Source organism: Cystobacter fuscus (assembly GCF_044360685.1).
In the GTDB taxonomy this organism is placed as follows: Bacteria; Myxococcota; Myxococcia; order Myxococcales; family Myxococcaceae; genus Cystobacter; species Cystobacter fuscus_C.
The window spans coordinates 11,206,976-11,227,133 of record NZ_CP043491.1; the positions used below are offsets into that span (position 1 = coordinate 11,206,976).

A 20,158-nucleotide genomic window follows, 5' to 3' on the forward strand; every position below is an offset into this window, starting at 1 on the left:
GAAGGGGCTCCCGAGGAGCCGTCAGTAGAGCAGTCCGTCCTCGGGCTGCAAGGGGGGAGGCAGCTCCGTCTCGCCGAGCATCTGCCGCAGGTTGATCTCGATGGTGCGGCTGAGCGCCGTCATGGGGATGTCGCTGTAGCTGTTCTCGAAGGGGGTCTCGACGTCGCGGCCCACGGCATCCATGGCGATGAAGAGGAAGGCGATGATGGCGGTGACGAAGGGCGTGAGGATTCCGAGATCGGCGACCACGCCGAGCGGGAGCAGGACGAGGTAGGCGCGCACCATGGCGTGGGGCAGCACGTCGTACTGGCGCGGGATGGGGGTGTTCTTGATGCGCTCGCAGGCCCCGAGGATGTTCATCAGCTCGGTGAGCGAGTTGTTGAGGATGGTCAAGCGAAGCATGGACTCGACGCCTGGGACCTCGCTGAGCACGCGGCGCAGCCGTGCCGACATCCACACGACGATGGCCGTGGGCACGTTCTGCTCCTCGCGCAGCGCCTCCACCACGGACGGGTGGAAGAAGGGCTGAATGGAGGGGAAGGGATCCTGGCGCCGCAGGTGGCAGCGCAGCGCGTTCACGAAGCCGATCTGCGCGTACACCAGCTCGCGCGCGTCCGTGGTGATGGACTCGAAGAGTACCGGGATGTCGGCGCGCCCATCCGGTGGGGCCTGGAGCACACCGAGGGCGGCCGGGTCCGTGGGGACGTGGGGGGCGATGAACGCGCCCCGCGCCGTGCCGAAGCGGTCGCGCACGGCGCCATCGCTCACCCCGAGCGTGCCGCCATGGGGAGACGTCTCCACCGCCGTTCGCAAGAGGCGCGACGTGGCCCGCGGCACGCTGGAGACGGTGGAGGACTCGTTGGACAGGGAGCCGGGCAGGAAGGTGAGCACCTGACGCGAGAACGTGCGCGACGTGTTCACCAGCGAGCCCCACAGCGTGCGCGCCTCCCACCACCGGTCATAGGCGGAGTTGTTGCGGAAGGTGAGCAGGATACCGACGGTCGCGGCGAGCACCGTCACGGGCAGTGCCGGCACCGCCAGGAAGGTGAGCTCGAGTTCGCTGTACGCGATGACCACCGCGGTGGCCACCAGCACGTGCACCGCCACCGGACGGCCCGTGTACTTGAGCACGATGCGCCAGGACGGCGTCTTGCCAACAATCATCGCATTCCTTCCCGGGGTGGCCGCGCCACCCCCCTGAACCCCTCGACCAGCGGCGCCTAGACGGAAACGGCGAAGTCGCGCAGCGCCGAGTTGAGGCTCGTCTTCTTGTCGGTGCTCTCCTTGCGCTGCCCGATGATGAGCGCGCAGGGCACCATGTAGCGGCCCGCCGGGAACTGCTTCTCCTTCATGCCGGGGATGACCACGCTGCGTGCCGGCACGCGGCCCTTGTAGACCTTCTCCTCGGGGCCGGAGACGTCGATGATGGGCGTGGAGGAGGTGAGCACCACGTTGGCCCCGAGCACCGCCTCCTCTTCCACCACCACTCCCTCCACGACGATGCAGCGGCTGCCGATGAAGGCGCCGTCCTCGATGATGACGGGCGAGGCGGTGGGCGGCTCGAGCACGCCCCCGAGTCCCACGCCACCGGACAGGTGCACGTCCCGGCCCACCTGCGCGCAGCTGCCCACCGTGGCCCAGGTGTCCACCATGGTCCCCGCGCCCACGCGCGCACCGATGTTCACGTAGCCGGGCATCACCACCGCGCCCTTCTCCACGTGCGCCCCGTAGCGCACCACGCCGGGCGGCACCACCCGCACACCCGCCGCCTCCAGCCCCTTCTTCAACGGAATCTTGTCGAAGAACTCGAAGGGCCCCACCTCCATCACCTTCATGTCGGAGATGCCGAAGAAGAGGAGGATGGCCTCCTTCACCCAGGCGTTCACCTTCCAGCCCCCGGCGCCCTTCTCCGCGACCCGCAGGGCCCCCGAGTCCAGCAGCGCCAACGTCTCGCGCACCGCCTCGGCGTACCCGGACTCCTTCAACTTCGCCCGGTCCGCGAATGCCGCGGACACCTTCTGGGACAACTCTTCGATGGAGGACATGGTCACTTCTTCAAGCACGAAACGCCTGGGGACGCATCATCCTCCTGCCTCAAGCCGGAGCGTGCGAGGACTCGGACAGGGGGTGGATGGCCGTGACGATCTCCGTGCGCCACCGGTCTCCCGCGGGCTCCAGCGCCTTGCCCGACACGGTCACACCCCGCCCCGACACTCCCCGGATGTGCGACAGCGGCACCGCCCACAGCTCCTTCGTGGAGCGTTGATGGACGAACACCACCGTCTGGCCAATCGCCTTCACGCGACCCAGCAGTTTCCCGTCCTCGTCCCACACCTTCATCGCGTGCTGGATCGAGCGCCGCTCGAAGGGGGAATTCAACCAATCCGCGTTCATGGCTCCACCTCCTGGACCCAACCTCGAACTGACAATGTGAGGTCTGGGCCGTCTGGAGGGGAGCCCCCTCCGCGCCGATTCCCTGGCCGGAAGCAGGCACGCGAGGGGCCTGCCTCCCCGGGTAGCGGGGGCCCCTCCGAGCGACAGGGTTCCAGAGGATTGACGCCCGGGCCGGCTGGCGCCATGCACCCCGTCCCATGGCCCCTCCCCGTGCGCCCCTCACCACCGCGCAGGGAGGATGCGGATGTCCTCCGGGAACACGGGGTCCACTTCGTACTCGCCGAGGAACTCTCCGCTGACGCCCTGGATGACGACGCGCTGCCCCTGCTCGAGCTCGCTCACGTCGATGCCCGTGCCGGCATTGACGAACACGAAGGTGGGACCGGTACCGTCATCCACCGCGAACTTGTATCCGAAGGGAAGGTCATTCTCGATGTCGCTGACGATGGTGCCCAGGATGCGGACGAGGCGGCCCTCGGTCTCCTCGCTCACGTCGCCAGTCTTCACGGGATGGGGTGGGGGTGCGTGCGCCTCCCCCAGCACCTCGATGGACGTCGGTGCCACGCTGAGCACCTGCCCGAAGGAGTTGGTCAGCGTGCCCGTCACACGGACCACCTGGCCGACCTCGATGTTCGCGTCGAGCGAGTCGAGGATGTAGATGCCGACCTTCTCCTCCTGGATGGCGAAGCCATTGTCATTGGGAAAGAAGGCTCCCGTGAATGACGTCGCCACGCCCACCACCGTCACGGTGGTCCCCAGGGGTTGTTCGCGAGCGGCGGCGATGGAGCCGTTGGGGGGCTGCGCCATGACCGGGCCAGGAGCGGCAATAGCCACCACCGCGAGCAGCGCGGCCAGTCCGGCCATCCACTGCATCCGCATTGCAACCATGACGTGCTCCTGGGTTCTGCTTCCCGTTGGAAGCGTTGAGCGCCAGCGCTACATGGCGCGTCTGGGCTTCTAATCGGAAATCCACGGAGTGACAGTCGTACCCAGGTCGCACAACTCCTGTCTCACTCTGAACTACGGGTGTGTGAGGAAATCGGCTCTGGCGAGGGCAAGCAATTCCAGGACCGGAGCGAGTGTGAAGTGAAGCTCCGCGGTTTCTTTCAATAGCTGTCAACGGCATCGCAGGCGTAGCCAGCTGATGCGCTGATTGGAGGAGTCCCCCGCTATTCGAGCACGATGCCCAGGCGGTCGCGCGCCTCCGGCAAGGGAAGCGTGAAGAGTTGTTCCAGGGGCTCGGCGATGAGGCACCGGGCCCGCCGGGCCAGGGCCTCGCCGCGCGCGGAGGCCTCGCGCAACGCGGCGCCCTGCCCCGGGCGCACGAGGGGGTAGAGCCGCCGGCCCCACCGGGCCGCGCGATCGTAATCGGGGCTGTAGTGCTGGGCGGACACGAAGGACCAGACGCCGAGTTCTCCCACGAGGCTGGTGTCGAAGCCGAGCAGCACATGGAAGGCGTCGTGGAGCAGGGGATAGCGGACTTCCAGGCGAGAGGTCCTCGCCAGTTCCTCCGCCACTTCCCGCGAGACGATGAAGGGCTTCAATCCCTGGTCATCCATGAAGCGCACATACTCGCGCCCGAAGGTTCCCTCGGGAAGCCGTCGCAGCACCTCGAGGTCGATCGACGGAAAGGGCTCCTCGAGCAGCTCCAGCTTCGCATGGAGTTCAGGGTAGGCCCTGCCACCCGTCGCCGCGCCTTTCAGGGCCGCCGCATCGCCGATCCGGCCCGCCCTCGCGCTCTGGACCGCACGCCACAGCATGCTCCACTTCATGGTGTCTCCTCCGTCCCCCCGCTGGAGCCGGACTCCTGGGCTCGGGAGTCTACTCGGAGTCCGTCGAAGATTCAGGCTTCACCCGCCAGGAGAGGGGCGGAGCCAGTGGGAGACCATGAAAATGCATGGTAGAAGACCAAGATGAACCGGAACATGCTTCTCTTCTTGATTGTCTTCATCGTGGGATGCGCGGCGGGAATGTCGATGGACTCGCGTGCACTGGCGCAGGGCACCCCGCCCCCTGCTCCCGCGGCATCCGCCCCTCCCATCCAGAAGTGGGAGTATTTCTGCGAGCGAAATGTCAACGACAGAGAAGTCAATGAATCCGCGAACAGGGCGGGGCAGAAGGGATGGGAGTTGGTGGGCGTGACCTCCACCAACATAGCCATTGGCAACCTGCTCGCCTGCTACAAGCGCCCCGCGTCCTGAGCCTCAAGCGCGGCGCGGGAAGGCCTCTCACAACTTGCGCAGGGCACGGCCGAGCACGGGCAAGAGCGCCAGGACGAACACGTTGAGCCCGATGGACCAGGCCACCAATGCCTTCCACCACCGCGCTTCCACATGCCGGGTGCCCAGCGCCATCAGCACCCACAGCACCGGCAGGAAATCCAGACTGAAGCGCTGCGCGTTCAACTGCACCCAGCCGTTGTTGTAGTAGTGCAGCATGTGGATGAGGCTGAGGCCCACCATGGTCCAGGCCGCCCACCGCAAGCGGCGCTCCGGCCTCGCCGCCAGCGCCACGAAGAGGAAGGGGCTGGCCAGGGTGAGCGACGTGCCCATGCCATCGATTCCCGTGGGCGCCAGCAGCCGCGGCCCACCAAAGTTGAAGTGGGGCCCCTCCAGGAACATGTGGAAGAAATTGAAGGGCACGTACGCGGGATGGAACAGGCCATAGCGCTCCACGCGCGCGGCCAGGAAATCGCTCAGGGGCATCCCCGCGTAGCCCGTGTTGAAGGGGTCCCCGAAGCGCAAGGCATTGAGCAGCAGGTACACGCCGCCACAGACGCCCAACAGCACGAGCGCCAGCGCCCCCTCGCGCACCTGTCGCCGGCGGCCCTCCTCCGCGTGGCGCCACCAGACCACCCACAGGATGAAGGGAATCAAATAGACGCACAGCTGGCGCGACAGGAAGGCCAGCCCCGCCCACAACCCCGCCCGAGCGCCCCGCGCCGGTCCCAGCGCCTCCTCCAGGGCCAGCAGCGAGCACGTCACCGCCACCACGTGCGCGAGGAACCACACGCCCTCGCTCTGCACCACGCAGAACCAGAAGGCCGTCCCCGCCAGCAGCGCCGCCACCAACCAGGGGCGATCCGCCTCGGGGATGTCCAACCGCCGCAACACCCGCCAGGCGAGCCACGCCACGAGGCCCGCGAGCACCAGCGCCACGGCCCGGTAGGGCACGTGCTCATGCCCCGTGAGCGCCACCACCGGCAACACCACCAGGGAGGGGAACGGCGGAAAGGCCACGTAGTAGCGGCCCCCATACAGGCTCAAGTCCTCCACCGGACCCGGCACATCCAACCGCCCCTCCAACCAGCCCTGGGCCTGGAGCCCGTAGAGGTTGGGCCCCCCGTAGTGCGGCAGACGCAGGCTCAAGCCAAGCGCGACCAGGGCCAGGAGGACGAGGAGGACTTTGCGCGAGGAAGACGGGAGGAGCATGGGCGAAGGGCGCGGGTACTTACCACAGCCACCGCTCCCCCATCGCCTTCCGGCATGGCTCGCGAGCGCGCGACACGCCTGTGCTATGGAGGCCCGCGACAGCCCCCCTCCCACCATGACCCCCGACACACTCTCCACGGCAGAGCCCCGTCTCCCTCCGCGCTCCCTGCTCCTGGCCACCTGCGCGCTGTTCCTCGGCGTGGTGCTGTGGCACGCATGGCTCAGCGACGACGCCTACATCCTGCTGCGCTCGGTGGACCACACGGTGCGGGGGTACGGTCCGCGCTGGAACATCGCCGAGCGGGTGCAAGCCTTCACCTGCCCGCTGTGGACGCTGCTCGTCACGGCCGTCTACGCCCTCACTCGCGAGGAGTTCTTCACCACCCTGGCCCTCTCCGTCACGGTGACCTTGGGGGCGCTCGCCCTGTGCCTGCGCGCGGCGCCCACGCGCACCCATGCGCTGCTCGCGGTGCTGGCGCTCACCGGCTCGCGGGCCTTCGTGGACTACGCCACCTCCGGTCTCGAGAACCCGCTGTCGCACCTGCTGCTGGGCGCCTTCCTGCTCGCGCTGGCGCGGCCGGAAGCCGGAGGCACGTACCGGATGGGGCTGCTGTCGCTGCTCGCGTCCCTGCTGATCACCAACCGCATGGACCTGGGGCTGGTGGTGGGGCCCGCGCTGCTCTGGGAGGCGTGGCACGCGCGGAGCTGGCGCACCGCGGGGCTGCTGGTGCTGGGACAGGTGCCCTTCCTCGCGTGGGAGCTCTTCTCGCTCGTCTATTACGGCTTCCCCTTCCCCAACACGGCCTACGCCAAGCTCAACACCGGTGTGCCCTCGGGAGAGATCGCGCTCCAGGGGCTGCGCTACCTGGACATCTCCACCCGCTATGATCCGCTCGCCTCGGTGACGCTGCTGGTGGGCCTGGGGGCGGCGGTGCGCTCGCGCCGGCCGGTGCTGGTGGCGGGTGCGGTGGGCGTCGCCCTGTACCTGCTCTACGTGGTGCGGGTGGGCGGAGACTTCATGGCGGGCCGCTTCTTCACCGCGCCCTTCTATGCGTCGGTGATGCTGGGGCTGCTCGCGCGGCCCACCCTGTCCACCCGTGGAGCAAGGCTGACGCTCGCCGTGCTGGTGCTGGCACAGGTGCCCGGTCCGCCAGGCGCCGCCGTGGCCGAGGCGACGGGCGTGGCGCCCCTGCACTGGAACATCACACACCCGACGGACCCCCCGGGCATCGCCGACGAGCGCGCCTTCTACGCGGAGGGCGTCGGCCTCCGCAACTGGCGCCCGGGACGGCCGTGGCCCGCCTACTACTTCTGCGACGAGGGACGCAGGGACCACGCCCGCCACCCCGAGGGCGCGGTGCTCCTGGCCTACAGCATCGGCATGAGGGGCTTCTGCGCCGGGCCCGCCCTCCATTACGTGGACATCTACGCCCTGGCGGATCCGTTGCTCGCGCGCACGGTGCGCCCGCGGCGCGACTGGCGCATCGGCCACTTCGACCGCGACGTGCCCCACGGCTACCTGGAGACGTTGAGAACCGGGCGCAACGTCATGACGGATCCCGCCCTCGCCGAGTACTTCGACAAGCTGAACCTCGTGGTGCGCGGCCCCCTCTTCTCCCAGGAGCGCTGGCTCGCCATCTGGGAGCTCAACCGCCAGCGCACCGCTCCGGAGCCCGGGCAGGGACGCTGAGCCTCCGTTGCGTATCCATCCCAACCTCCTCGTCATGAGCCGTGGCCGGAGGTGGGGCGGCTAGGGTGGTGGCGCACCCAAGCTGGGAACAAGGAGGCACTCCGATGAAGGGACTCACGGGCAAGGTGGCACTGGTGACGGGGGGAAGCTCGGGAATCGGGCTGGCGGCGGCGAGGGAGCTGGGACGGGCGGGGGCGAAGGTGGCGCTGGTGGGCAGGGGGAAGGAGCGGGGCGAGGCGGCGGCGCGGGCCCTGCGGGAGGAGGGGCTGGAGGCGCTCTACGTGCCAGCGGACATGGGGCGAAGCGAGGACATCCGGCGCATGGTGGGCACGGTGGTGGAGAAGTGGGGGCGGCTGGACGTGGCGGTGAACAACGCGGCGCTGGCGGACATGATGCTGGTGCCGCTGACGGAGCTGCCAGAGGAGGAGTTCGACCGCATCCTCGGGGTGGACCTCAAGGGCGTCTGGCTGTGCATGAAGTACGAGATCCCCGAGATGTTGCGAGCGGGAGGCGGGGCGATCGTCAACGTGTCGTCCATCAACGGGCTGGCGGGGACGCCGATGGGGTCGGCGTACACGGCGGCGAAGCACGGCATGCATGGGCTGAGCAAGACGGCGGCCATGGAGTTCGCGCGGCAGGGCATCCGGGTGAACGTGGTGTGCCCCGGGGCGCACCGCACGCCCATGCTGGAGACGCTCCTGGAGAAGATGTCTCCGGGGGACCCCAAGAAGGCGGAGGAGCAGTACTACCTGGCGAGGATTCCCATGGGGCGCCTGGGAGCGCCGGAGGAGTGCGGCAGGGCCATCACCTGGCTGCTGTCGGAAGAGGCCTCGTACGTGAATGGCTGTGTGATGACGGTGGATGGGGGAGTCATGGCGGGACTGTGAACCGCCACCGTCTCCACCCCGGGGGGGCGGGATGGCTCTCCTGCCGGGCCGGGCGTTAAGCTGCCGGCCATGAGCCCTCCGCTGTCGGCCACCTCACGGGAAACCTCCGCTCCGGTTCTCACCGAGGCCCGGCCGGCTTCCCTTCCCCGATGGGCGGGCGCCGTGGTGTTGTCGCCCCTGGGCGCGCGCTACCTGGGCCTGGACGACGAGAGCTTCGCCTGGTTCCACGGCACCGGTATGCCTTTCGCCGCGGTCGGCGCACTCGCCTACCTGTCCGCGCTCCTCTCGCTGGGCCACTGGGGCCTGCGGGTCATGCGCTCGCAGAAGCATCCGTATGAACCCTGGCTCTGGGACCACTCCTGGCGGCGCGAGTTGTACGACCAGCGGTTGACCCAGCTCCTGGTCTCCTGGCCCGTCAGCCTCATCCTCCTGGCGATCCTCGCCGTCGTTCATTGGCTGCTCTACAGTCAGGCCTTCAGCCGGGGGCATGTGTTGCCCGGTGCGATGCTGGGCCTCGTCCTGCTCGCCTTCGACGTCATCATCTTCACGAGGGTGCTCGGGCCCACGGTGCGCGCCACCCTCGCCCTGCTGCGCTCTGGCCGGATGCGCCTGCACCTGCCTGGAGTACCCCTGGAACTCGGCTCCCAGTGCCAGGTGCACCTGGAGGCCCGGCCGAGCCTCGCCCACCTGTCGAACGTGAAGGTCGAGCTGCGGTGCATCCGGGAGTGGGCGGAGACGACGGGCTCCGGCGACAGCCAGTGCACCCAGTCGGTGATCCACATCGCGCACTCGCACGCGTACACCGTGGACGCGGCGGCCTTGCGCGAGGGCAAGGCACTCGCCCTTCCCCTCGAGCTGTCCGAGGGCGGGCCCGAGCACTCGACGGCGCTCCACGCCGCGCGCAGCTGCCACTGGGAGCTCAAGCTCTCCAGCGAGGTGTCCGGCGCGGACCTGGACATCACCTTCGTGCTCCCCGTCTATTACACCGGGGGCGGGAACCCCGCGCGGGCCTCCTGACCCTCAGCCCAGCGTCATCGTCATGCGCACCAGGCGGTTCATGCGCAGCCCCTGCTCCAGGGGACCCACCCACTTCTCCTCCCGGAAGCCCATGCGCGCCCAGAAGCGGCGGCCCGCTTCATTCTGTTCCACCGCCGCCAGCCTGAGCAGCCGGCCACCCTCGGCTCGCACCCAGTCCACATAGGCCCGGAGCACGGCCTCGCCCCGCCCCTGGCCTCGCACCTCGGGCGACAGCAACAGCAACCCCAGGTACCACTCACCGGGCGAGGGGTAGTCCCTCAATCCCTCGAGGACTCCGACGCTCCGGCCGTGCGTGTCGCGCAAGGCCATCAGGTGGGGCTGCTCCGGCGTCAGGCCTGGAGGACGCTCGGAGGGCATCCGGCGTGCTTCGTCCTCGGTGGCGGGCCGGCCATAGACGACCTGGTGGTAGTCCTCGCAATGTTCGAGCAACGGTTGCAAGCACTCCACGTCGGCGTCGGCCACGCGCTCGGCGAGGAGGTCCGCGGCACGGAAGAGGACGGTCATGCGCCCTTCCTAGCACGCCGCCCGTCAGCTCCCCTTCATGAAGGCCTGGAGACGGGGGACCATGAAGTCGAGGAAGGCACGCACCCGCCGGGGCACGCGCTGCCCTCCGAGATGCAGCGCGTGGACTTCCTCCGCGTCGCCCGTGCCATCTCTGACCAATACCTCGACCAACCGGCCCGCGGCGAGGTCCGCCGCCACATGGAAATCAGCGAGCCGGGCGAGCCCGACCCCCGCGATGGCCATCCGCCGGACCGTCTCGCCGTTGTTGGCGAGCAGGTTGCCCCCGACGATCCGGTCGACGATGCGCCCGCCTTGCCTGAGTGGCCAGACAGGCGCGGACCGGCGGAAGTTGAAGCCCAGGCAGTTGTGGTGATCGAGATCGTCGATCGTGCGGGGCACCCCGTGCCGCTCGAGATAGGCGGGTGCGGCCACGATCTTGCGTCGCGCGGTGCCAATCCTGCGCGCGATCAGACTGGAGGACTCCAGGGCACCCACGCGGAAGGCCACGTCGGTGCGGTCCAGATAGAGGTCGACGATCTCATCGGAGAGCGACAGGTCGACGAGGATGTGGGGATGCGCCGCCCAGAAGGCGGGCAGCAACGGCTCCACCCCGTACACGCCGAAGGCGACCGAGGCGTTGACCCGCACCGTGCCGCTCGCGTGCTGCGCCCCGTGGGACAGGTCCTTCTCGATGTCGTCGAGCTCGCCGAGCAACGACGTGCTGCGCTCGTAGTAGACCTGCCCCTCGTTGGTGAGGGAAAGACGGCGCGTGGAGCGCTCGATGAGACGCACGCCCAGCCGCGCCTCGATGCGGCCAATGAGCTTGCTGACCGTGGAGGGAGTCATCATCATCTGCCGCGCCGCCTCGGAGAAGCTCCCCGCCTCCACGACGCGCACGAACACCTGCATCTCGCCCGCGCGATTGTCCATTCGCCTTCCCCATCCGTGAAACCGCTTCAAAGATCATGGGGTGCTCCGCCGGGTTATCAAGTGCGGAGCGCCCCTGCACCTCGTGCGGCCAAGGCAAACAAGAGGTCAGGACTCGGGGCGCATCCGCTCGCGGAGATAGGCGTCGTAGGCGTCCTTCATCGGAAGCTCCTGGTCCACGCGCAACCTGCGGCGCGTGGAGCGCACCGTCTGGCCCGTGACGGGATTGACGCCCTCCTTCTCGTACTGCTCCCACACCACGCCCGAGCCACGCCGCTGCCAGGGTGGCAGCTCGTTGAAGTTGATGCCGCGCTGGAAGAGCAGCTCGTTCTTGAAACCCACGGACTGGCCGTGCAGGGCCCGCGAGGCCTGCGCCGCGCTCTGGCCCTCCTTGCGCAGCGTCCAGTAGCACCAGCCATTGAGCGCGCACCGGGTCGCGTCCGACTGACGCCAGCGGAAGTAGTCCAGCACCGCGTCCTCGTTCACGCCCAGCCACACCCGGCTGTCGAACACGGCCGGCACTCCCGCCGCGTGCGTGAAGGTGGCGCTGGCCAGGCCCGCGCTGAGCGACACCAGCTTCTCCACCTCCCGGTCGTAGAGCGACCACTCCGGCCGGAAGAGGATGGAGACCTCATCGCTCTCCGTATAGGCGTAGAGGCCCTGCAACTCCTCCAGCAGCGCCGAGGCCGTCCGCACCATCTGCTCGTGCATCCGGACGTCGAAGGGCTTGTCGTAGTGCGTCTCGGTGAAGCGCGAGAACCCCCGGCCATCCACCCGCACCACGCACCACGCCCCGCGCAGCAGCCGCAACGAGTGGAAGAACTCGCCCTCGCGCATCCGGGACTCGAAGTCACCTGGGTCCATCTTCCATCCTCCAGTCTTTGTCCTACAGGAAGACCCGGCGACTCTACGGAACGAACTGGCGCACGCAGAAGCCTTTCCCGACCACGGCCCCCGCTCCACTTGCGGAGGAAGTGCCGGACTGGGGTACGGTCTGTCTCCGTGCTCCAGCCAGCCCTTCGCGCTCGGGTGTTCCGCCACATCGTGCTCGTGCTCGCCCTCCTGGGCATGGGCTGGGCGGTCTCCGGCGCGCTGATGACGTGGCGGCTTACGCGCCGGGCCCGGCCCCTCTTCCCCGAACCAGCTCCGGCGCTCGCCCAAGGTAGCGTCGAGGAGCATCGCCTCATCGTGGCCGATGGCATCAAAGTCGGAGCCTGGCTGGTGCGGGGAGAGCCCGGCGCGCCCTGCGTGCTGATGTTGCATGGCAACGGGGGCTCTCGCACCTCGCTGCGCTCCCTCCTCGAGGAGTTCTCTGGACGGGGGCACTGCGTGCTGGCCCTCAGCCTGCGCACCCATGGGGATTCCGAGGGTGAGGTGAATGACTTCGGCTGGAGTGCCCGTCAAGACGTGCTCGCCGGCATTGCCTTCCTCGAGCGTGAGGCGCCGGATCGCCCGAGGATCGTGTTCGGCACCTCGCTCGGGGCGGCTGCCGCCATCTTCGCCTCACGGGAGGTGGGCTCCCGCGTTCAGGGCTACGTGCTCGAGTCGCCCTATAGGGACCTGCGCACCGCCGTGAGCAACCGGCTGAAGAGCAACCTGCCACCGGGGTTCGACCGACTGGCGTTCCACGGCATGTGGCTCTTCGGAGACGCCTTCCTGCCCCTGTCCGCGGAGCGGATCCGCCCGCTCGACCACGTGACCGGCATTCCCCAGGACGTTCCCGTGCTGTTCCTGGCCGGGGCAAGGGACCGCCACGCCCATCTGGACGAGGTGGAGGATCTCGCGGGACGCATCTCCTCCCATGCACGGCTGGAGGTGTTCCGCGAGGGCCGCCATGGAACGCTCCGGGACTCCGAGCCCGAGCGCTACCAGCAGCTCCTCCTCGACTTCGTGAGCGCCTCGAGGCTCCACCCCAACCCACCTCGCCGCCTCAACCCGTGACGGGCAGCACCGCCCCTTCCGGGTGCGAGCCCTCGACCATGAAGAGCATCCGCGTGGCGAACCGGAAGCCCACCCGCTCGTAGATGCGGCCGGCCTCCTCGGTGATGGTGCTCAGGAACAACATGTCCACGCCCCGCGCGAAGGCCTCCTGGGCGAGCCGGGACGTCAGCGCGGTGCCAAGCCCCCGCTTGCGGAAGTGCGCGAGCGTCGCCACCCCGCCGAGTTCGGCGATGCCCTCGGAGGGCGGCGTGAACATGCCCACCACGGCGGGCGCTCCCTCCACCCGCCCCACCATCGCCCTGCCCTTCGCGAGCTCCTCCAGTGTCTTGGAAACCTCCTCCTCGGAGGCCTCGTAGGGCTCGTCCGGAGAGAAGCCCCGCCGCGCGGTGGTGCAGTACGCGCGCACCTCCTCACGCGAGGAGCTGGACGTGAGGACCGACAACATGAGTCCCTCCGGCACCGCCACGGGCGTGAAGGTCTCGGGCGTGCAGACCATCACCCGGGCCTCGGCCTCCTGGCGGAAACCGGCGGCCCGCAGCGTGTCCGCCAGGCCCGGGGCCAGCTCGGAGACGTACTCGAAGCGCGGCACCCTTCCCCTCCGCTGGAACTCCTCCCGGAGCCGCCGCAAGGGCTCGCGCACGTCCCCGGTGAGGGGCCCATCCGGAATGGCGTAGTTGAAATAGATGAGCGGATCGAAGGCGTGGAGGAACACCGTGAAGGGGGGCACGCAGAGCGACTCGTAGCGTTGCGCGGCGGCACGGCGCATGTACGACTGCAGGCGATCGATGAGTGGGCTCATGGCGAATCCTCGGACAGCGGGCGCCGGGTGTCTCACTTCCCGGGCCGGGGGGAGAACGAAGAGTCGCGCGGAGCCCGGAAATCGGTTAGAGCGCCACTCGCCATGCTCGTCTCCGTCGTCATCCCCGTCTACAACGAGATCGCCACGCTCGCCGAAATCATCCGCCGTGTCACCGCGGTGGACTTCCCGAAGGAGCTCGTCCTCGTGGACGACTGCTCGCGTGACGGCAGCCGCGAGTTGCTCCAGCGTCTGACCACCGAGGGCATCGCGGTCGTGGGCGGCACCCCGAAGAACCGCAACGAGGTGCGCGTGCTCCTGCAGGAGAAGAACCAGGGCAAGGGCGCGGCCCTGCGGCGCGGCTTCGCCGAGTCCACCGGGGACATCATCATCGTGCAGGACGCGGACCTCGAGTACGACCCGCGCGACATCCCCCGCGTGCTCCAGCCCATCATCGATGGCGAGGCGGACGTCGTCTTCGGCAGCCGCTTCACCGGCACGCCCCGGCGCGTCCTCTACTTCTGGCACTCGGTCATCAACAACCTGCTCACCACGTTGAGCAACATGACGAGCAACCTGAACCTCACCGACATGGAGACCTGCTACAAGGCCTTCCGCACCGAGGTCATCCGCTCCGTCACCGTGGAGGAGGACCGCTTCGGTTTCGAGCCGGAGATCACCGCCAAGGTGGCTCGCGGCGGCTGGCGCGTCTTCGAGGTGCCCATCAGCTACCACGGGCGTACCTACGAGGAGGGCAAGAAGATTGGCTGGAAGGATGGCGTGCGAGCGCTCTACGCCATCGGGAAGTACGCCCTCAAGCGCTGAGCCGCCCACCGGGACCACGGGCTTCATGGCGGCCCGTTCCGCGGTCCCAGTGCCCGGCATGACGGGCATCCCCAACTTCGGGGCGTGCTACCTCGATACGTCCTCTATGGCTGCGCGGGTTGGGTGCTGGAGGTGTGCTTCACCGGCATGGAGAACGCCCTGAAGGGGGACCGGAGCGGCACGGCGAAGACCTACCTGTGGATGCACCCCATCTACGGCGCCACGGCCCTGGGCCTGGAGTCCCTCCAACAGCGGCTGCGCTCCCTCTCCCGGCCCTTGCGGGCGCTCGCCTACACCGCCGTCATCTTCGGCGCGGAGTTCGTCAGCGGCTGGCTCTTGCGCAAGGGGCTTGGCCGCTGCCCCTGGGACTACGACGACAAGGGCTGGAGCGTGAAGGGGCTCATCCGCCTGGACTACGCTCCCTTCTGGTACGCCACCGCCCTGCTCTTCGAGCCCATGCACGAGGCCTTCCTGCTCGTCACCCGCGAGGCCCTGCGCCACGCACCTGGCGCCCCTCCCGCGCTCGAGACCCCGGGCTCGAACTCCACCCTCCAGGGCCCTGGGGCTGCCGCCCTCTCCGGCCGCCCCCTCCCCGAGGCCGACCAGCCCTCACTCGCGTGAATCCGTAAAAAATCCGACAGATAAGGAAACCTGGAGTAAAAGGTTCCGGGGTTGGACGCTCTGCGGCCGGGCCCCGGGCTTGACGTTGCCTTTTCTTTCTGCAACGGGGGCTGCGTAGTAGGTTGCCGCGCGATCCCACTGTTCCGTGGGAATTGACGACGTAGTCCGGAAAGTTCCCGCCCCCGTATGTTCGACTGGCTCCACACTCTCTTCTCGCGTGACCTCGCCATCGACCTGGGCACGGCCAACACGCTCATCTACATCCGCGGCCAGGGCATCGTGTCCAACGAGCCCTCCGTGGTGGCCGTCCAGCAGGACGCGCGCGGCGGCAAGAAGGTGCTCGCCGTCGGCAAGGAGGCCAAGGAGATGCTCGGTCGGACCCCGGGCAATATCGTGGCCATCCGCCCGATGAAGGACGGCGTCATCGCCGACTTCGAGATCACCGCGGCGATGTTGCGCTACTTCATCCAGACGGCGCACAACCGCAAGTCGCTCGTCTCCCCGCGCATCGTCATCGGCATTCCCTCGGGCATCACCGAGGTGGAGCGCCGCGCGGTGCGCGAGGCCGCCGCCAACGCCGGCGCCCGCGAGGTGTACCTCATCGAGCAGCCCATGGCGGCCGCCATCGGCGCGGGCCTGCCGGTCACCGAGCCCAGCGGCAACATGATCGTCGACATCGGCGGCGGCACCTCCGACGTGGCCGTCATCAGCCTCGCCGGCATCGTGTTCGCCAAGAGCGTGCGCATCGGCGGCGACAAGCTGGACGAGGCGATCATCCAGTACGTCAAGCGCAAGTACAACCTGCTCATCGGCGAGCGCACCGCGGAGCTCATCAAGATGGGCATCGGCACCGCGTACCCCACCGAGGAGGTCATGACCATGGAGATCAAGGGTCGCGACCTGGTGGCCGGCGTTCCGCGCACGCTCACGGTGAGCAGCGACGAGGTGCGTGACGCGCTCGCCGAGCCCGTCAACGGCATCGTCGAGGCGGTGAAGCTCACGCTCGAGCGCACCCCGCCGGAGCTCGCCGGCGACATCGCCGACCGCGGCATCGTGCTCGCCGGTGGTGGCGCGCTGCTCAAGAACCTCGACACGCTCCTGCGCGAGGAGACGGGTCTGCCGGTGTTCCTCGCCGAGGATCCCCTGTCCGCGGTGGTGATGGGCGCGGGCAAGGCGCTGGAGACGCTCGACATCCTCCGGCAGGTCTGCCAGCCGGGCTAGGCCGCCCTCCCTGCCCTCCAGCACCAGCCGGACGGGCAGGCGCCGTGGGTGGATGGACTCCACCGTGTTCATCTCTTGGGTCCAGCCACACACACGAGAGGAGCGGAGGATGATCGACCCTGGAGAAATCCACGAGGGAATGACGGTGCGCGACGGGACCGGGCGCAAGCTCGGGACGGTGGAGAACGTGGGGACCACCCACTTCGAGCTCGGACAGGGCTCGCCCGCCCGCCGGGAATACGCGGTGCAGTTCCACCGTGTCGCGCGTGTCCAGGGCGCGGACATCTACCTCACGCCGACGCATCCCCCCTTGCCCCCCGAGGAAGAGCCTCCGCCCCGCCGGGCGTGAGACCCCTCAGGGACGCTGAAGTGTCCGGTGTCCGCGCGCCCAGAAGAGCAGGGCCGCCGCCAGCGACGGAGCCATCACCGCAACGACCATGACCAGCCAGTCGCCCCAGCCCTCGGCGCGCGGCAGGTTGTAGAGCAGGGCCTCGAGCAGGGTGAGGCTCGCGTCGCCGGTGATGACCCAGGCCAGCAGGGTGGCGAGCCCCCGGCGCCAGCGCCGCACGAGCGAGAAGAGCGCCACCGTCAGCCCCACGTCGAAGAGCACCCAGGCGGCCTGGACGTGCCAGGAGGGGAAGTGGCTCGTGGTAATGGGCAGCGCGAGCAGCACCGTCCAGGGCACCAGCAGCACCGCGGTCAGCCAGATGAGCAGCAGGGGATGCTCCAGCAGGCTCCTCGCACCGAAGCGCAGCAGGCTGCCCTGGGCGAAGGCCTCGAGGGAGTCGAACACCGCGAGCACGGGACCTCGCGTCCGGGGCCACGCCAGGAAGACGGGGTCCCACGAATGGGGGCGCAACCGGGACTTGAAGGCTCGCAGGCCCTCGAAGTCATAGAGGGGCTTGCCCAGCCGGCGCGCCAGCCGCAGCACCCCGGCCACCTCGCCTGACAACGGTGCCAGGCCCAATGTCAGGAAGCTCCGGCCCTCGGCCGCCGCGGCGCGCATCAGCCCATCCACCAACAACTCCACGGTGCCATTGGGCGCCCGCTTGTCGCGCAGCAGGTGCTGCACGAACCAGCCCTCGCGCGCGTACACGGGGATGGCCGACAGGAAGGCCATCACCTCCCCGTCCCGCTCCGCCACGAGGCAGCGCCGCTCCTCGGGCCGATCGAAGGGAGACAGCTGCACCAGGAAGCCCATGGGCGCCATCCGCCGCGACTCCAGCCAGCGCGCCATCAACCGCTCCATCGCCACGCGCACCGGGCTCGTGGGCTCGCGCACCTCCGCCACGTCCACCACCCGCACGCGCACGCCCTTGGCCCTCGCGCGGCGCAGCTGCTCGCGCAGGTGGCGGCTGTCGCGCAGGCACTCCTCCCACCGTCGAGGGTCCCACACCGGCTGCTCACCGATGAGTAGGGACGCGAGCGGCGTGGCGTGTAACAACCGTGTCTCGATGGCGAAGAAACACACCCGCCGGCCCTTCGCCGCCGCGTGCGTCGCGAAGCGCTCGGACACCTCGGCGAGCCGCTCCGTGGAGGCGATGGGCGCCCCCGCCACCACCCACGCGCTCCCCGTGTCCACGTAGGCCACGCACGCGTCGTCCCCGTCGAACCAGTACGCGTACCCGGGCTCCAACACCTGGAAGGACGTGGTGTTCCAACCGTGACGCCGCAACAACTCCAGGACTCGAGACTTCTCCCCGCCTTCCCCGTTCATGGCCATGCCGTACTCGCGTGTGGGTCCAGGTCCGAGCACGCCCCTGTCGGCGAACACCCACTCGGCCCCTCATTGAAGTGACACGGCGCGGAGCGGCGCGGTAGATAAATCCCCTCCCATCCCTGCAAGGAGTGAGTTGGGTTGACACCTCGACATGTATTCTCCGCTCTGCGCCGCCCGCTGGCGGCGGGGCTCGCGCTCTGGGCGCTCACCGCGCTCGTTCCCCTGAGCGCGGCCCGCGCCGACGACGAAATCGAGGAGGACACGCGCCTCTTCCCCCACGCCGGCAACGCGCGCCTGCTGTCCAGCGATGAGGCCGCGCCCATCAAGCACCTGACCATCGGCCTGCAGCGCACCGCCATCCCCCTGGCCCTGGGTATCGCCGTGGACACCTCGCTGCTGGCGGACATCGCCACCGCCGCCAACGTGGGCGTGCGCTGGGGCGCCGAGTGGGGCATCCACCGCTTCGTCATCGGCGGGCGCTACACGTGGTTCCTCGGCGGCAAGACGCTGTCCAACACCCTCAGCGAGCAGGTGCCCGAAATCCAGCGCGTCGACGTGAACTTCAGCGGACCCAACTTCTATGCGCTCTACGGCATCGTGCTCGGACGCTTCCTGGTGCAGGGCGAGGTGCGCCACTACATCTACCAGCACACCCTCACCACGGTGACCGGCGCGGTGGTGTTCAACATCATCGGCAACCTGTCCGCCGTCGGCGAGCTCGGTGTCCGTTTCTCCGAGGGCAGGCCCCTGCGCGGCGCCTTCGGTCTGCGCTACGGCGGCCCGACGCTCGGTGTGTCGCTCGGCCTCGCGTACGTCGACGTCACCGAGCCCCTGCTGCCCTACAACGAGGGCCGCGTTCCCTTCCTCCCCGCCTTCGACCTGTCCCTGACCTTCTAATGAACCGCCTCGCTCTTGCCCTGCTCTGCCTCCCGCTGGTCACCGCGTGCTCCGCCGAGGTGGCCCTCGACTCGGATCCCATCTCCACGGAGATTCCGGTCAACTCCGTCATCGAGCCCACCTATGCCGAGGTGGCCATCGACCTGCCCGCGGACACGCAGGATCTCGCGGTCCTCGTGAAGGAAGTGACCGCCACCCTGACCGTGGTCAACCCGTCGAACATCTTCACGCTGAACGCGTCCGCGTGCCTGTCCCTCACGGGCACCGCCACGCCGGATCAGCCCAACTTCTACACCCCGCGCAACCTGCCCCCGTACTTCGCCGATTGCCAGAAGCTGCTGTCGGCCACCTACGGGCCCAACTCGCGCACGGACACCACCATCCCCAGCTCGGAGACGTTCCTCAAGGCCGTGCGCCAGCCGCGCATCTGGTTCATCGTGAGCAACACCATCTCCAACGCGACTCCCGGCCCCGGGGGCCTGCCCGTGGTGATCCGCCTGGATAACGCCATCCTCCATGTCCTCGTGGAGAAGAACTTCAACGGCCTCGAGGGCGCGCTGGGCATCACCGGTCTCTAGAACCCGGCTCTCACCGCGCTCCCGCCGGACGCCTGGCGGGCAGCGCGAGCGAGCGGTACGCGCGCGACTCGGCGAAGGTCGGCAGGTCCGTGGGACGCTGGTGCCACCAGTTCATCACCAGCGTCACCCGCAGGCGCGACGTCCCCGGCAGCTTCCCGTCGGGAATCTGGTTGCGGGCGTCCAGCACGCCATGGGTGAGATTGCCCCGGAAGCACGTGAAGCGGTTGGGCCGGGGCCTCACCAGATCGAACTCGTCCGTGTCGGGCGCGAGCGACGGGTTGTCCTCGCACGGCAGCGCCCGCGTCACCGCGAGCGCCCCACCCCGCACCCGGTTCATGAACAGCAGCGAGGTGAAGCGCGGATGCACGAGCGGCCCTCCCTTCAGGGCGAGCTTCTCGTCGCGGTCCTGATGGAAGTCCACCTGCACGTCCGTGGTGTACATGCGCGACAACCACCACTCCACCCCCGCCAGCCCCCGGCGCACCGGCACGCGCGGGCGCAGCGCGAGGATGGCCTCCTCCACGAGGTTGGTGGGCTCGCCCAGGTCGAACCAGAAGGTCGTCTGGTAGGTCTGTCGCAACCGCTCGCGGCCCAGCGCGCGCACCCGCCGCCACAGGCGCTGGAAGTGGGCCTCGGGAAGGGCGGAGTCCTGGAGGAAGACGAGCGGCGCGGGGGGCGGCATGAACGT

Annotated in this window: 23 protein-coding genes; 11 read left to right on the forward strand and 12 right to left on the reverse strand. The window is 68.9% G+C overall.

Annotation, left to right across the window (positions count from 1 at the left end):
• Positions 1-21: 21 nt before the first annotated feature.
• From F0U63_RS45795 to F0U63_RS45815, 5 genes are all read right to left on the reverse strand, one after another.
• Positions 22-1,164 carry a bestrophin family protein gene (locus tag F0U63_RS45795; RefSeq protein WP_395841271.1) on the reverse strand — a complete coding sequence of 381 codons (1,143 nt, stop codon included), beginning with the start codon at positions 1,162-1,164 and terminating at the stop codon, positions 22-24.
• A gap of 56 nt (positions 1,165-1,220) precedes the next feature.
• Positions 1,221-2,045, reverse strand: a complete 825-nt coding sequence (locus F0U63_RS45800; RefSeq protein ID WP_395841273.1) for a 2,3,4,5-tetrahydropyridine-2,6-dicarboxylate N-succinyltransferase — start codon at positions 2,043-2,045, stop codon at positions 1,221-1,223.
• A 49-nt stretch (positions 2,046-2,094) separates the two neighbouring features.
• Positions 2,095-2,394 carry a PRC-barrel domain containing protein gene (locus tag F0U63_RS45805; protein WP_395841275.1) on the reverse strand — a complete coding sequence of 100 codons (300 nt, stop codon included), beginning with the start codon at positions 2,392-2,394 and terminating at the stop codon, positions 2,095-2,097.
• 219 nt (positions 2,395-2,613) lie between these two features.
• Complete coding sequence (locus tag F0U63_RS45810) at positions 2,614-3,282, reverse strand: hypothetical protein (RefSeq protein WP_395841277.1); 669 nt, start codon at positions 3,280-3,282, stop codon at positions 2,614-2,616.
• Positions 3,283-3,563: 281 nt separating this feature from the next.
• Positions 3,564-4,166 carry a Coq4 family protein gene (locus F0U63_RS45815; RefSeq protein ID WP_395841279.1) on the reverse strand — a complete coding sequence of 201 codons (603 nt, stop codon included), beginning with the start codon at positions 4,164-4,166 and terminating at the stop codon, positions 3,564-3,566.
• Positions 4,167-4,319: 153 nt separating this feature from the next.
• On the opposite strand from F0U63_RS45815, the gene F0U63_RS45820 reads away from it, so the two are divergent.
• Positions 4,320-4,595 (forward strand): hypothetical protein, encoded by a 276-nt coding sequence (locus F0U63_RS45820; protein WP_395841281.1) that lies wholly within the window; start codon positions 4,320-4,322, stop codon positions 4,593-4,595.
• A gap of 27 nt (positions 4,596-4,622) precedes the next feature.
• Here the strand turns inward: F0U63_RS45820 and F0U63_RS45825 are convergent, their stop codons facing one another.
• Positions 4,623-5,825: a glycosyltransferase family 39 protein gene (locus tag F0U63_RS45825; RefSeq protein WP_395841283.1), complete on the reverse strand. Its 1,203-nt coding sequence runs from the start codon at positions 5,823-5,825 to the stop codon at positions 4,623-4,625.
• Between the two features lie 115 nt (positions 5,826-5,940).
• On the opposite strand from F0U63_RS45825, the gene F0U63_RS45830 reads away from it, so the two are divergent.
• The 3 genes from F0U63_RS45830 (at position 5,941) to F0U63_RS45840 (ending at position 9,419) form a co-directional block, all read left to right on the forward strand.
• Positions 5,941-7,515, forward strand: a complete 1,575-nt coding sequence (locus F0U63_RS45830; protein WP_395841285.1) for a hypothetical protein — start codon at positions 5,941-5,943, stop codon at positions 7,513-7,515.
• Between the two features lie 104 nt (positions 7,516-7,619).
• On the forward strand, positions 7,620-8,402 hold the full coding sequence (locus F0U63_RS45835; protein WP_395841287.1) for an SDR family NAD(P)-dependent oxidoreductase: 783 nt from the start codon (positions 7,620-7,622) through the stop codon (positions 8,400-8,402).
• A gap of 69 nt (positions 8,403-8,471) precedes the next feature.
• A complete protein-coding gene (locus tag F0U63_RS45840; protein ID WP_395841289.1) occupies positions 8,472-9,419 on the forward strand; it encodes a hypothetical protein in 948 nt (315 codons plus the stop codon).
• Between the two features lie 3 nt (positions 9,420-9,422).
• Here F0U63_RS45840 and F0U63_RS45845 read toward each other — a convergent pair whose 3' ends face one another.
• The 3 genes from F0U63_RS45845 to F0U63_RS45855 all read right to left on the reverse strand — a co-directional run bounded on the left by F0U63_RS45845 (position 9,423) and on the right by F0U63_RS45855 (position 11,735).
• Positions 9,423-9,944 carry a GNAT family N-acetyltransferase gene (locus tag F0U63_RS45845; protein WP_395841291.1) on the reverse strand — a complete coding sequence of 174 codons (522 nt, stop codon included), beginning with the start codon at positions 9,942-9,944 and terminating at the stop codon, positions 9,423-9,425.
• Positions 9,945-9,968: 24 nt separating this feature from the next.
• Positions 9,969-10,874 carry a LysR family transcriptional regulator gene (locus F0U63_RS45850; RefSeq protein ID WP_395841293.1) on the reverse strand — a complete coding sequence of 302 codons (906 nt, stop codon included), beginning with the start codon at positions 10,872-10,874 and terminating at the stop codon, positions 9,969-9,971.
• A 105-nt stretch (positions 10,875-10,979) separates the two neighbouring features.
• Positions 10,980-11,735, reverse strand: a complete 756-nt coding sequence (locus F0U63_RS45855) for a tRNA(His) guanylyltransferase Thg1 family protein (RefSeq protein ID WP_395841295.1) — start codon at positions 11,733-11,735, stop codon at positions 10,980-10,982.
• A gap of 165 nt (positions 11,736-11,900) precedes the next feature.
• Between F0U63_RS45855 and F0U63_RS45860 the strand changes: the two genes are divergently transcribed.
• Positions 11,901-12,812, forward strand: a complete 912-nt coding sequence (locus F0U63_RS45860; RefSeq protein ID WP_395841297.1) for an alpha/beta hydrolase — start codon at positions 11,901-11,903, stop codon at positions 12,810-12,812.
• Here the strand turns inward: F0U63_RS45860 and F0U63_RS45865 are convergent.
• Complete coding sequence (locus F0U63_RS45865) at positions 12,802-13,611, reverse strand: GNAT family N-acetyltransferase (RefSeq protein ID WP_395841299.1); 810 nt, start codon at positions 13,609-13,611, stop codon at positions 12,802-12,804. The genes F0U63_RS45860 and F0U63_RS45865 overlap by 11 nt on opposite strands.
• Positions 13,612-13,713: 102 nt before the next feature.
• Between F0U63_RS45865 and F0U63_RS45870 the strand changes: the two genes are divergently transcribed.
• From F0U63_RS45870 to F0U63_RS45885, 4 genes are all read left to right on the forward strand, one after another.
• The gene (locus tag F0U63_RS45870; RefSeq protein WP_395841301.1) at positions 13,714-14,433 is read left to right on the forward strand and encodes a glycosyltransferase family 2 protein; all 720 of its coding nucleotides are present in this window, start codon (positions 13,714-13,716) and stop codon (positions 14,431-14,433) included.
• Between the two features lie 147 nt (positions 14,434-14,580).
• On the forward strand, positions 14,581-15,054 hold the full coding sequence (locus tag F0U63_RS45875; protein ID WP_395841303.1) for a hypothetical protein: 474 nt from the start codon (positions 14,581-14,583) through the stop codon (positions 15,052-15,054).
• Between the two features lie 186 nt (positions 15,055-15,240).
• Complete coding sequence (locus F0U63_RS45880) at positions 15,241-16,275, forward strand: rod shape-determining protein (protein ID WP_002621977.1); 1,035 nt, start codon at positions 15,241-15,243, stop codon at positions 16,273-16,275.
• A gap of 109 nt (positions 16,276-16,384) precedes the next feature.
• Positions 16,385-16,624 carry a DUF2171 domain-containing protein gene (locus F0U63_RS45885; RefSeq protein WP_002621976.1) on the forward strand — a complete coding sequence of 80 codons (240 nt, stop codon included), beginning with the start codon at positions 16,385-16,387 and terminating at the stop codon, positions 16,622-16,624.
• A 6-nt stretch (positions 16,625-16,630) separates the two neighbouring features.
• Here the strand turns inward: F0U63_RS45885 and F0U63_RS45890 are convergent, their stop codons facing one another.
• Positions 16,631-18,049: a phosphatidylglycerol lysyltransferase domain-containing protein gene (locus F0U63_RS45890; protein WP_395841306.1), complete on the reverse strand. Its 1,419-nt coding sequence runs from the start codon at positions 18,047-18,049 to the stop codon at positions 16,631-16,633.
• Positions 18,050-18,133: 84 nt separating this feature from the next.
• On the opposite strand from F0U63_RS45890, the gene F0U63_RS45895 reads away from it, so the two are divergent.
• Entirely contained in the window at positions 18,134-18,892 is a 759-nt protein-coding gene (locus F0U63_RS45895) for a hypothetical protein (protein ID WP_395841308.1), read from the forward strand.
• Positions 18,892-19,470, forward strand: a complete 579-nt coding sequence (locus F0U63_RS45900; protein WP_395841310.1) for a hypothetical protein — start codon at positions 18,892-18,894, stop codon at positions 19,468-19,470. Before F0U63_RS45895 ends, F0U63_RS45900 begins: the two co-directional genes overlap by 1 nt.
• Positions 19,471-19,480: 10 nt before the next feature.
• Here the strand turns inward: F0U63_RS45900 and F0U63_RS45905 are convergent, their stop codons facing one another.
• Positions 19,481-20,152 (reverse strand): hypothetical protein, encoded by a 672-nt coding sequence (locus tag F0U63_RS45905; protein WP_395841312.1) that lies wholly within the window; start codon positions 20,150-20,152, stop codon positions 19,481-19,483.
• Between the last annotated feature and the right edge of the window lie 6 nt (positions 20,153-20,158).